At 41.4% G+C, this 12,897-nt stretch carries 9 protein-coding genes and 1 pseudogene; 2 read left to right on the plus strand and 8 right to left on the minus strand.

The window, feature by feature from the left end; genetic code table 11:
- Nucleotides 1-82: 82 nt before the first annotated feature.
- The gene (gene katG / locus AC13CC_RS02390) at nucleotides 83-2,308 is read right to left on the minus strand and encodes a catalase/peroxidase HPI (protein WP_482877854.1); all 2,226 of its coding nucleotides are present in this window, start codon (nucleotides 2,306-2,308) and stop codon (nucleotides 83-85) included.
- Between the two features lie 278 nt (nucleotides 2,309-2,586).
- Between katG and AC13CC_RS02395 the strand changes: the two genes are divergently transcribed.
- On the plus strand, nucleotides 2,587-3,201 hold the full coding sequence (locus AC13CC_RS02395; RefSeq protein ID WP_326277392.1) for a DinB family protein: 615 nt from the start codon (nucleotides 2,587-2,589) through the stop codon (nucleotides 3,199-3,201).
- A 23-nt stretch (nucleotides 3,202-3,224) separates the two neighbouring features.
- On the opposite strand, the gene AC13CC_RS02400 is transcribed toward AC13CC_RS02395, so the two are convergent.
- The gene (locus AC13CC_RS02400) at nucleotides 3,225-3,500 is read right to left on the minus strand and encodes a carboxypeptidase-like regulatory domain-containing protein (RefSeq protein WP_326277391.1); all 276 of its coding nucleotides are present in this window, start codon (nucleotides 3,498-3,500) and stop codon (nucleotides 3,225-3,227) included.
- 101 nt (nucleotides 3,501-3,601) lie between these two features.
- On the opposite strand from AC13CC_RS02400, the pseudogene AC13CC_RS02405 reads away from it, so the two are divergent.
- Nucleotides 3,602-4,641, plus strand: a pseudogene (locus tag AC13CC_RS02405) (endonuclease/exonuclease/phosphatase family protein).
- Between the two features lie 25 nt (nucleotides 4,642-4,666).
- On the opposite strand, the gene AC13CC_RS02410 reads toward AC13CC_RS02405, so the two are convergent.
- From AC13CC_RS02410 to AC13CC_RS02435, 6 genes are all read right to left on the minus strand, one after another.
- Nucleotides 4,667-5,104 carry a hypothetical protein gene (locus AC13CC_RS02410; protein WP_326277390.1) on the minus strand — a complete coding sequence of 146 codons (438 nt, stop codon included), beginning with the start codon at nucleotides 5,102-5,104 and terminating at the stop codon, nucleotides 4,667-4,669.
- Nucleotides 5,105-5,202: 98 nt separating this feature from the next.
- The gene (locus tag AC13CC_RS02415; protein WP_482877855.1) at nucleotides 5,203-7,851 is read right to left on the minus strand and encodes a TonB-dependent receptor; all 2,649 of its coding nucleotides are present in this window, start codon (nucleotides 7,849-7,851) and stop codon (nucleotides 5,203-5,205) included.
- A gap of 172 nt (nucleotides 7,852-8,023) precedes the next feature.
- Complete coding sequence (pgi, locus tag AC13CC_RS02420) at nucleotides 8,024-9,661, minus strand: glucose-6-phosphate isomerase (RefSeq protein WP_482877856.1); 1,638 nt, start codon at nucleotides 9,659-9,661, stop codon at nucleotides 8,024-8,026.
- Nucleotides 9,661-10,944 carry a M23 family metallopeptidase gene (locus tag AC13CC_RS02425; protein WP_326279483.1) on the minus strand — a complete coding sequence of 428 codons (1,284 nt, stop codon included), beginning with the start codon at nucleotides 10,942-10,944 and terminating at the stop codon, nucleotides 9,661-9,663. The genes pgi and AC13CC_RS02425 overlap by 1 nt, the downstream gene beginning before the upstream one ends.
- Before the next feature lie 8 nt (nucleotides 10,945-10,952).
- Nucleotides 10,953-11,927, minus strand: a complete 975-nt coding sequence (locus AC13CC_RS02430; protein ID WP_482877857.1) for a tryptophan 2,3-dioxygenase family protein — start codon at nucleotides 11,925-11,927, stop codon at nucleotides 10,953-10,955.
- 11 nt (nucleotides 11,928-11,938) lie between these two features.
- Complete coding sequence (locus AC13CC_RS02435; RefSeq protein ID WP_326279486.1) at nucleotides 11,939-12,721, minus strand: DUF3108 domain-containing protein; 783 nt, start codon at nucleotides 12,719-12,721, stop codon at nucleotides 11,939-11,941.
- Nucleotides 12,722-12,897: the final 176 nt, after the last annotated feature.

Consider the following 12,897-nt stretch of genomic DNA (forward strand, 5'->3'; position numbering starts at 1 on the left):
AAACTGCCATAAGCTTTTTAGCTACGGCAGTTTTTGTTGATATAAATTTTCTATTCTATTTTTTGGTTATAATTTGGGTCTACTAATCCAAATCGAAACGGTCTAAGTTCATTACTTTGGTCCAAGCGGCTACAAAATCTTTCACAAATTTCTCTTTGCCGTCTTTAGAAGCATACACTTCGGCCAAGGCACGCAAAATGGAATTGGAACCAAATACCAAGTCCACACGGGTACCGGTCCATTTTAGGTCACCAGTCTCACGGTCACGGCCTTCGTACAACGATTTTTCATCGTTGGCGGCTTTCCATTCAGTGGCCATATCGAGCAAGTTCACGAAGAAATCGTTACTCAAAACCCCAACTTTATCGGTAAGGACGCCGTGCTTTGAGCCATCAAAGTTGGCACCCAGCACACGCAAACCACCTACAAGAGCGGTCATCTCGGGTGCGGTAAGGGTCAACAATTGGGCCTTATCCACCAACAAATGCTCGGCTGGCACCTTTACGCCTTGTTTCACATAGTTACGGAAACCGTCATATTTGGGTTCCAAGTAATTAGTGGCCTCTACATCGGTTTGATCTTGGCGGGCATCGTTACGCCCTGGTGCAAAAGACACTTCGGTTGGAACACCGGCATCGCTAGCAGCTTTTTCAACTGCGGCAGTACCGGCCAAGACAATCATATCAGCCATAGAAATTTTCTTTCCTCCACTGGCATTGCTGTTGAATTCGTTCTTAATGGCTTCAAGTGATTTTATAACTTTTCCTGTGTCTTTGTTTACCTCCCAACCGTTCATGGGTTCCAAGTTGATACGTGCACCATTGGCACCACCACGCTTATCACCACCACGGAAGGTGGACGCAGACGACCAAGCGGTGTAAACCAAATCGGAAATTGAAAGACCGGAATCCAATACTTTTGCTTTCAAGGCTTTTACATCAGAGGCATCAACCAAGGTGTAATCTACCGCTGGAATGGGGTCTTGCCAATTCAATTCTTCTTTTGGTACTTCGGGCCCAAGATAACGGGAACGTGGTCCCATATCTCGGTGCGTCAACTTAAACCAAGCCCGGGCGTAAGCTTCGGCAAAAGCTTGTGGATCATCCAAGAACTTACGTGAAATCTTTTCATAGGCCGGATCAAAACGTAACGACAAGTCGGTGGTCAACATGGTTGGTTTTCTGTTGGGACCGCCAAAAGCATCGGGGATGATGGCTTCGGCATCTTTGGCCACCCATTGGTGTGCCCCTGCAGGGCTTTTGGTCAATTCCCATTCGTATTTAAACAAGAATTGGAAAAAATCGTTGCTCCAACGTACCGGTGTAGAAGTCCAAGTCACCTCAAGTCCAGAAGTAAAGGCATCACCTGCCTTTCCTGAACCATTTTTATTGACCCATCCCAATCCTTGCAATGCCAAATCTTCTGATTCGGGGTCAGCACCAACCAATTCTGCATCACCATTACCGTGGGTTTTACCGATAGTATGTCCACCAGCAATAAGGGCTACGGTTTCTTCGTCGTCCATAGCCATTCGCTTAAAGGTCTCTCGAATGTCGTGAGCGGCAGCTACAGGATCAGGATTTCCGTCAGGTCCTTCAGGGTTTACATAGATGAGCCCCATTTGTACAGCTCCCAAAGGATCTTCCAAATCGCGTTCTTCTTTGTTGTGCGAATAGCGGCTGTTGGGTGTATCGCTTAAGGCCAACCATTCACTTTCGCTTCCCCAATATACATCTTGGTCTGGCTCCCAAACGTCCTCACGACCACCTGCAAAACCAAAAGTGCGGAATCCGGTTGATTCCAAGGCAACGTTTCCAGCCAATATCATAAGGTCTGCCCAGGATATTTTCTGGCCGTATTTTTGTTTGATGGGCCACAACAGGCGACGGGCTTTGTCCAAGCTCACGTTGTCCGGCCAAGAGTTAAGGGGGGCAAAACGTTGTTGACCACGGCCTCCACCACCACGACCATCTCCTGAACGATACGTACCTGCACTGTGCCATGCCATACGAATGAACAAGCCGGCGTAACTGCCAAAATCGGCAGGCCACCAGTCTTGCGAATCGGTCATAATCTTTAAAAGGTCTTTTTTAAGCGCTGCGTAGTCCAGTTTTTTGAACGCTTCGGCATAGTTGAATTTCTCTCCCAGCGGATTAGATTTTTCTGAATGCTGGCTTAAAAGTTCCAATTTAAGACGGTTGGGCCACCAATCTTCATTTTGTGTACCGCTCCCAGCCACTTGTTTTATTTCTCCGTTCAAAAAAGGACAAGCGCCCTCATCTGCACCATTTGCCAATTCTTTACTCATGATAGTATATCGTTTTAAATTAAGTTTTTAGTGATATATAAAAATACAAAAACAGCAGTCAAAAGAATAGATGATTAATATTAAAATACTATTATAATATAACCTTAATCTATTTAGCTGTTCTGTGATCTGCTTTCAATTGCTCTACCTTATCTTTCAAAAGATATAAAGCATTCAAATAATACTTTTGAAATTATTTTTCGTTCTATTTAATTCCCATTAATTTTAATACATTAGGAACCAATAATTTACAACAAAATCAATAAATACCACAACTCATGAAAAAATTAATCATCCCTTTAGTTGCCCTAGTGCTTTTCAGTTTTTCCAAGGATTATAGCACAAAGCTTAGTACAGAAGACCGAAAAATGATGATCAAACATTTAACGGAAACAAGAGAACGTATGAACGAGGTATTGGATGGTCTTACCTATGTACAGTTCCACTATAAACCAGACCCAACATCGTGGTCCATTGCCGAATGTATGGAACACCTTGCCCTGACCGAAAAGATGTTTGTCCAAACAGTGCACAAAAGTGTTGAAGAGGGCCCAAAACCTGCACTTAAGGACTCTTTAGTTTTTAAAGACAAAGAAATTATGCCCATGGTGGCAGACAGGAGCCAAAAGGTGAAGACCTCCAAACCGTTCGAACCAAGTGGAAAATTTGGTTCCACCGAAGAGACTTTGGAGGCTTTACTTTCCACCCGAAGCGAACTTTTGGAATACGTTAAAACAACGGACGACGATTTGAGAAACCGTTACAATAGCGATCTGCCTTTTGGAACTGTAGATGGTGTTCAACTTATTGTTTTTATTGCCGGCCATATGGAAAGGCACGTACTACAAATGGAAGAGGTAATGAAAGACGAAGGTTTTCCAAAAATTCAGTAACAAATTATATACTTTCCTTAACATTAATTGGCAAACTGTAGATACAGCGAAAATCGCTTTGTGATATAATCCACGGCAGAAATATGGAGCATTTGCTCGCCTGTTTCCGTTAGATGAATTTTAAACTCACCGTTATCATTTGAAGTAAATTCTTGGGAAGTGCTTTCAAGGATAATTATGGCATTCGAAATGGGGATATCCGAACTCTTTTCCATAAATTTCCCTGTAACGGGAGTACTTTGTTGTCCATACTGCAGTTTGCAACAACAAAGCACAGCCAGTATCGTGGAGAGCCTCATAGCTTATTGTAGGTTAATTAGTAAAAAAGGGGCTGTAATTGCTGTACAAACTGCTAAAAAGCGGACAATTGCACTTATTTTAGCTACAAAATCAAAATAAATTGCGATTATTAATATGCCTACTTGTATTAATATCGACCTCACTTTATGGACAAAAGTCCAAAACATACACCTTAAGAATCATTGCTTTTTACAACTGTGAAAACCTGTTCGATACGGTAAATGATTCCCTCACTTTTGATGATGACCGTACTCCTGAGGGGCGTTACCGTTGGACGGAGGAACGGTATCGTCAAAAAGTTGAAAACCTATCCAACGTTATTTCCAAGATTGGTGCTGAAACTCCCAAAACCTCGCCGGATATTGTGGGACTGTGCGAGGTTGAAAATTTGGATGTGCTGGAAGATTTAATGCGGCACCCAAACTTACAGGAGAAAGATTATGGCATCATTCATTTTGATTCCCCTGATGAACGGGACATTGATGTTGCCTTACTTTATAAAAAGGCATCGTTTATCCCATCTTCCTTTAAAAGTCATAGGCTTTTGTTGTTTGATGACATGGGGGAACGGGAGTACACCCGCGACCAATTGGTGGTCGGGGCACCATGGACCGAGAAAACATCTATTCTATTGTGAACCATTGGCCGTCCCTAAGGGGCGGAGCTGCAAAGAGTTCGCTGTTACCTGTTAGAGCTGCTCTGATGAACAAACGCATTATCGATTCCATTCAAGAACTGGATTTAGATGCCAAAATCATTGCCATGGGCGATTTGAATGACGACCCAATTTATGATAGTTTGAAAAAAATTCTGAAAACGAAGGGCAAAAAAACGTCAACTGGACAGTGTAAGCCTTTACAATCCCATGGAGGCCATGTTTAAAAAAGGGGTGGGTTCGTAGGCGTATCGGGATAAATGGAACTTGTTCGACCAAATCTTTATGACCTCCAATTTGGTGGCAGAAGACCGTACCACGCTTTCTTCTGGAAAGCGGGCATTTTTGAGCCTGCCTTTATCAGAACCGACAAAGGAAGATTTAAAGGCTATCCGCTACGCGCCTATTCGGGTGGCACATTCACGGCCGGGTATAGCGACCATTTTCCTGCCTATTTGTTTTTGTTGAAGGAGGTTAAAGAATAAGATTCCTGCGTTCGCAAAAATGACATTAAGCAAACCACTGCCCCCAAGGGATACGGCTCAAGATCAATAATAGACCAAGGCCATAGAAAATGGAGATGGTCTTGAACTTTTTATTGCTTTCCATGAATTTTTTGTGCCTCGACCAACCAATGGTTATTAAAACCAAGGCTATAATATTGATAAATGGATGTTCCACGGCCAATAAACGTGCTGGCGCATTTAATCCACCCATTCCCAAAGTTTGAATGGCTTTTAGACCATTCCCGGACACAAAGTATAACAACAGTCCGACCAGTAGCTGAATATGGCTTAAAATAAGTGCAAATAGACTAACACGTAGGTCCTTTTGCATGGTAAAGTCCTTTTTGCCCAACCAGCCTGCTATGGCATTTATTACAGCAATAACTAAAACGGCCAACACCACATAGGCCAAATAAGAGTGTAGGTTCTTGATAATTTCCATTAGGTTTAGTTTGTGACCTTAAAAGTACGGAATTTTGGACATAAAAAAAGCCCCTCACTTTAGAGAAGGGCTTTTGATATTATGTATCGGTATAACGATTAGAACCTGTAAGTCACACTTGCATTAAAAGTACGACCGTTTCCATAAAAAACACCGAAGGCATCAGTTTGGTTCAAATAAGCATGGTTGAACAAGTTGTAAACGTTTGTTCTTAATTCCATTTTGTTTGTTCCAAAGTCAAATGTGTATGCTGCTGTCATATCAAATAACGTGTAAGCATCCAACTTTGAGGTTTCATAAGAATTTCCTTCGGCAACAACATCAGCTACATCATTGAACTCATATAGGTTACTAAAGTGGTTCACATCCAAACCAACCTCAAATCCATTTGCAAAATCATAGTCAGCGTTAAGACCCATGGCAAACTGAGGTGCATTGCTAATCTCAACTCCATCAAGATTCACATTTCCATCAAAGAAGTTTGCTGGAAGTGGGTCACCATTTTGATCGGTATAATCATCAATTTGAGCATTGGTGAAGTATGTATTATCCCTAAAATCTCTTGTTCTGTAAGGAGTGCTTCCAGAGTATACCCAGTCTCCAATAGAAGTATAGCCCCCAATTATCAATCCTTGAGCCGCTCTCCATCGGGCAGTAAGCTCAATACCCTGGTGCAACTGTGTTACATCAGTTTGTTCACGGTTAATATCTACTTCTGTATCAGTAGCTATATCAACAATACTGTTACCATTGGCTATAAATCTGTTAGCCCATTCTGTCCTATACAAATCAATTGTGAATTGGAAATCATATGTGTTGAATTTATATCCAATTTCCAAGCCTGTAATCTCTTCATTTTCAACTTCTGGATCAGCCAGCTCAGCTGTACCTGAAAAAATATTATCCAAGAAAGGTTGACGGGAATAGAAACCTGCATTGGCATATACAGTGTTTTTTTCGTCAAAGTTATATGCTCCACCACTTTTCAGGTTGTATCCAAACTTGTTAGCCTTGTCGGATGTTTGGGTAGTCTGATTACCATTGATGTCCGTAGCGAATCTATCTTCCCTTTGATACGATTGGTTAGATATTGCTCCTTGAAAAAATACGGAGAATGCTTCTTCAGCATACTCAACCTGCCCGAACATTCCCTGATAGTTAATATCTTCGGAGTAATCGTAGTTGATTCTCTCGTCTTCATCAGCAAATGTTGTCAAGGTTTTCCATGGATTTATACTAAAAGATTCAGTAACGACTCTATCATCTGGCCTGTCGTTAGACCATCCAGAAAGCCCATAAAAATCAGCTACTTGCCTGAAGTGATCACCTGTATAAAATCTGAAATCGGCACCAACGTTAAAACTAAGGTTGTCGTTAAGGTCGTGACTAAAGTTGGATACCATTCCATACCATTGGTGATTGTTCATAGAAGCACGACGGATATAACCAGCTCCATTTGGTGCACTATAATCACCACCGATACCTACTTGAGCATTTCTTTCACGTGTTGCCGCATAGTCAATTTGTCCATCTATTCCTCCAGCAACAGGATAATCTGGTAATCTTAGGGCACTATTACCTCTTGGTCCAGTTCCACCACCACGACCCCAAGATGCGTAAAGCACTGTTGAAAGGTCTGATTTATCTGAAATATCCCAATCCCAGTTTAAGTTCATGACCGGCTTGTGGTAGAAGTTCGTTCTTTCAGACTCCAATTCACCTTCATCAAATCCCCAGTGTTGATTATATTTTCTTTTGGCTTCAACAACTTCCAAAGGCTGTGACCAACGCTGCATGTGCCATTGTGGGGCACCAAAAACCAAAAAGTTGAAGTTATGGTCTCCGATAAGTTTACCCACAGAGAAGAAATAATTCTGACCTTGTCCTTTAGTTCCTTCAGCAAACTTTCTTTGACCTTGCCAATGATCTAGCATAACTGAGAATCCCCAGCCATTCTCATTGATTCCTGAATCGTAAGAAGCAGTTGTCTTAAAGAAACTGTCGTTACCAACCATAAAACGACCGAAACCGCCTTCCCTTTTTTCAGTAGCTTTAGAAACGATGTTAACCGTACCTCCTACTGATGAAATGGCCAATTTGGAAGAGCCAAGCCCTCTTTGTACCTGAACTGCATTGGCAATGTCTGCCATACCAGCCCAATTGGACCAGTACATTCTTCCATCTTCCATGCCGTTGATGGGCTGTCCGTTCAATAGGAAGGCCGTGTTGGTTTGATCAAAACCTCTCAAGAACATTTGTGAATCCCCAAAACCTGTTTGGTTGGAAACATATACAGAAGGAACATTTTTCATTACCTCAGGGAATTCCACGTTACCAGCAGAAACAGCTTGTATTTCGTCTCTTTTAATTGTGGTTACAGCAATTGGTGTACTTCTGTCTTCTTCAAGGTCGATAATACCCGAACCAATTACAACAACTTCTCCCAATTCTTGTGCATCTGGCAACAATTCAATTGTTCCGAGATTTCCTGTTGAAGTAAATTCAACCTGTTTTTTAATAAAACCAATGTAAGAAACAATCAATGTTCCCGAACTTTGGTTTACCTCCAAAGTAAAGTTACCATCAAAATCTGTAGATGTACCATTAGAGGTACCTTTAACAACAACGCTGGCTCCTGGAAGCGGACCGCCAAGCTCGCCGTCAACTACAGTACCAGTAAGAGTTCCTTGTGCAAATGCCATCGCGGAAATAAAAATAGCCGCAAAAGCCAAGTAAATTCTTTTCATTTAATTCAGTGTTTAAGTGTTTAATTAGCCCTGCAAATGTGATTCATTTTTGACACTCTGCGATTAAGTCAAAGTTAAAATCGGGCAAATATAGTTAACACTAAATTAACAAATAAAGTTAACTGACAAACAATTGTTTACGGTTTTGTTCCTAATTTGAGAAGATAGCAGCCTACTCCTTAAAAAAATGTAAAAGGTTCAACGTGGAACTGTCGTGCTTGCCAATTTTTGAATTCTCGATGTCAATCAAAATATTTTTGGCCAATTGCTTGCCCAATTCCACCCCCCATTGATCATAGCTGAAGATATTCCAAACTACGCCCTGAACAAATATTTTATGCTCGTAAAGTGCAATCAATGCACCTAGGCTTTTGGGCGTAAGCTTTTTAATTAAAATGGTGTTGGTAGGTTTGTTTCCCTCAAAGATTTTGAAAGGAAGCAGTTTTTGAAGTTCTTCACCTGACAAGCCTTGGGACTCGAGTTCATGTTTTACCTCATCAGCGGTTTTCCCGTTCATCAAGGCTTCGGTCTGTGCAAAAAAGTTGGCCATTAATTTATTATGATGGTCCACATCGCCATGCAATGATTCCTTATACCCGATAAAATCTGTTGGAATCAGTTTTGTTCCCTGGTGCATCAACTGGAAGAAGGCATGTTGCGAATTGGTTCCCGGCTCGCCCCAAATTATGGTACCGGTTTCATGTCCAACCCTGTTTCCAGCTCTATCCATACTTTTTCCGTTGCTTTCCATAATACCTTGTTGCAAATATGCGGAAAAGCGGTGCAAGTATTGTGTGTATGGGATGATGGCCTCGGTCTCTGCCTTGTAAAAGTTGTTGTACCAAACACTGATTAAGCCCAACACCACCGGAATATTCTCTTTAAACGGGCTTCCCTTAAAATGGTCGTCCATTTCATTGGCTCCGGTCAAAAGGGCTTCAAAGTTTTCATAACCAACGGAAAGCGCAATGGATAATCCAACGGCGCTCCACAGCGAGAATCGACCGCCGACCCAATCCCACATGGGGAATACATTGTTATCGGCTATACCAAATTCCTTGATTTTTTCAAGGTTGGTGGACACTGCCACAAAATGATCGGCCACATCTTTTTCGGATGCACTTTGCAAGAACCATTTTTTAATGGTCAGTGCATTGGACAATGTTTCCTGCGTGGTAAACGACTTTGATACGATAACGAACAAAGTGGTCTCGGGGTCGAGTTCCTTCAACACTTCGTGAACTAAATCACCGTCCACATTGCTCACAAAATGCGTTTTTAGGTCATTTTGATAGAACTTCAATGCCTCGGTCACCATCACAGGTCCTAAATCCGACCCGCCGATTCCAATATTAACCACATCGGTAAAGGCTTTACCGCTATGCCCTTTTCTTTCTCCAGAAATAACGGCTTCTGAAAAAGATTTGATTTTTTCCTTGACCTCAAAAACCTCATCAACAATATTTTCTCCGTCAACAATAACCTTACCCCCCTTTTTGGCCCGCAAGGCGGTGTGCAGCACGGCCCTTCCTTCGGTTTGGTTTATAAGCTCTCCATTAAAGTAGCTTTTAATAGCGTCCTTCAATCCCACTTCGTCGGCCAGATCCAACAACAACTTCAAGGTTTTATCGGTAACCCTATTTTTTGAGTAGTCCACCAAAAAATCGTTCCAAAGTATAGCGTATTTTTTGCCACGGTCTTCTTCGGTCGCAAACAATTCCCTTAAATGTACTTCCTCGGTTTCTTTGTAATGTTCCTGAAGTTTTTTCCAAGATTCAGTGGTAGTAGGGTTGATTGTGGGTAGTGCCATTATTGGGTGTATGATATTAAGGTTTCTTCAGGTTCTTCTGGGGTTGGATCAACAAATTCGACACAGTCCAATTGTTCTTTTAAGGGGGTAATATGCGCCATATAGTCTGCGCGCAACGAATCTGCTATGGGTTCTGCAGCGGGAAGTTCTTCTTTAAATGGGTCCACCTGTCTTCCATTCTTCCAAAAACGGTAGCAAACATGGGGGCCTCCAGTATTTCCCGTCATTCCAATCCAACCAATTACATCGCCTTGGCGCACAAAGTCACCTCTCTTTACATTTTGTGCCTTCATATGGAGGTATTGAGTGCTGTAGGTACTATTGTGCTTGATCTTGACATATTTTCCGTTGCCGCCCCTTCGGGTAGATTCCGTTACGGTTCCATCCGCGGTAGCCACAATTGGCGTTCCTATTGGTGCGGCAAAATCTGTTCCTTTATGGGGCCGAACTTTGTAACCATAGTAAGCTATCCTTCTTTTAAGGTTATAGCGAGATGACAAACGATACCTAAATTTAACCGGTGCACGTAAAAAGGTACTGCGTAAGTTATTGGCATCTTGATCAAAATACTCCAAAATATGGTTAGTGGCATCTGATATATAGGGAAAAGCATAAATGGCTTTTCCTTTATGCTCAAAATAAGCTGCCTTTATAGAACCAATGCCTGCATAAATACTGTCATTGATATAGCGCTCATCAAAAACCACCTTGAACTTGTCTCCTTTGTCCAATCGTCCAAAATCGATGGTCCATGCATATATATCGGAAAGCGCAAAGGTTAGATTGTAATCCACTCCCAAAGTATCAATGGACATGGACAAACTATGATCGATAACCCCTCCTATCTCACGCTCTACCAACGTTACTTTTTTCTTGCTCTTATAGGCTTTGGTAGAATCGCGGAGGTCTACCACCGTATAGTTTATTTTATCGTTTTGATAGATAAAGACTTCGGCAACCTCGGAAGTGTCCTTGGATTTAAGGATTAGGTAGGGTTTGCCTACCATGATCTTGCGGACATCGAAAGTATCTCGATATTTTTCGGAAATGGCGGCAATTTTTGGGTAATCTACCTTGTTCTTGAGCATAAGCTCACCAAAACTATCGCCACTGCGGACAGTATCGTGGACTACATTGAACTCATCCAAATTAAAACCATAGCGCAGCACTGGAAGTTTCTCTATCGGTTCTGCCTTTGCTACTTCATTAATAACCGGTTCTTTCGTCTGTTTACACGATATGAGCACTGCCAGCGTCAATATCGCCCCAATAATTTTCCGCATTTCTCTTCTTATTCCTTGTATTCTTCTTTTTCGGGATTAAAAACATGATCGACCCATTGTTTGCCCCATGTATCCAACTCTTCTTTGGTATGCAAAGTTGGGAAAAAAATTATTTTCTGGAAACTTGGCGGCAAATAGTCCTTCCAATTAGTGCCTCCAGTTGCCTCGACATCTTGGCCTTCCCTTGCCAAATATCTATGTGCCGATCCCATGTGCATCAACGGCCAATTTACATTGGCATTCAAATCCATTGTCTTTAACGCAGAAATCAGTTCTTCATTGTTTTTGGATGCATCGGGTAGTTGAAGATATTTGTGGTATATGGTACTTTTCTTTACCTGATTGGCAATCCGCAAGAGTCTGGGCGTGTATCTTACCTCAAACTGTTTCAGTGTAAGGGTTTTTTCGCCCGTTGCCAAATCGGTTGCTCCTTTTTTCCAATATACGTGTTCAAAAAGTTCTTCTATGCTGTTTTCCGAAGAAAACAACCCCCTTTCTGATGGATGTACCATATTCTCCAACGGGGTTGCGTAGAACTCTATCATCCTGTATTGTGCCGATTGGAATCCACTTGCCGGAAGCAAGGCCATTCGGTAACGCAGGAATTGCTCCCTTTCCATACCTTTGATCATAATACTAAAGGAGGATATAAGAGCCTTGAAGTAACTGTTGATTCTTCGAACTTTTTCTATAAAAAATGCTACATCCTGGGATTTGTCTTCAACAATCTGTTTTTGTTCATGTAGAATAAGTTTGAAGTACAGCTCTGTAATCTGGTGGTACATGATGAAGATTTCCTCATCCGGAAAATGTGTTCGCGGTACTTGAAGACTGAGCAAGGTATCCAAGCGGATATAATCCCAATAAGTAAGATATCTCTCGTAAAGGAGTCCATCCAAGTAAGAACTTAAGTCCTGCCCCGAGTTTTTGAACTTTTCCTCTAGTTTATTGATTTGGGAAGCGATTTTTGCATCCTTATCCATTAATCTCGATACTAATCCATTATTATTTTAAACTGGTTCTTAAGTCCATTATAGCCGTCTAAGTCCGCCTTTAATGATCCTACGGCCAAATCTGCCTTGATCCGAATGGGTATTTTGTTCCAATCATTGGAAACCCAAAGCGTAAGACTCTCTTTTTCCTTAAAAACACGACCGGACTGAACCAAAGGTCTAAATTTAAGACATTCTACCTTTCCAAACTTGGTCCTAAGGATTTCTTTTCCCAAATATTTTAACTGGAACTTAAAAACCCCGTCATCGTCAAAAAGCATATCCAAATTAATGGATTCCCCTTCTTCAAACTCTTCAAGATTGTAGTTGCTTCTTAAATAATACGAAGCGGAAATCAAATCCTGGATCCCATCATGTATGGCAATGTTCTTTTTTGTATCATTTTTATTGTCAATCAGAATCGCTTTGTCCTTATCGTAATCAAATTCAATTTCTATGTCCTTGGTATAACCGCCTTCATCTATTTTTCGGATAAACTTGTAGGGTTTACCGTGTTCACGGCCAAAATAGCTTTCGTAGGTATCGTCGACCTTAAAAAAGATACTTGCAAATCCGGTAGTCCTCCCCTTGCCCACAACGTGATATACGGGAATATTGTCCAAGTTTTCGGAAGTCAAGTGCAATGTGGCATAACTGGCATTTAGGATGCCATAGTGTATCCTAAATTTTAGCCATTCACCTGGTTTAAAGGCAGGGCGTGAACTTTGACCCATAACGGACATTGACAAAAGAAGCAGTAGTGTAGGTATTATAGTCTTTTTCATTTGCAATTTTATTGGTATAAAATTAGTAAAATCACGGGTCAATCTCAAAAGTTGTGTGTAAATTGAATTTATAGTTTGAACTTTGTTTTAAAAACTGACTGTATTGGATCCATACATTGACCTACTGAAGGTTCTCCTTCCCGAACTATTGATTACCCATTTCGATATTGCCAAGC

The sequence above is a fragment of the Flagellimonas sp. L-11 genome, from assembly GCF_056857735.1.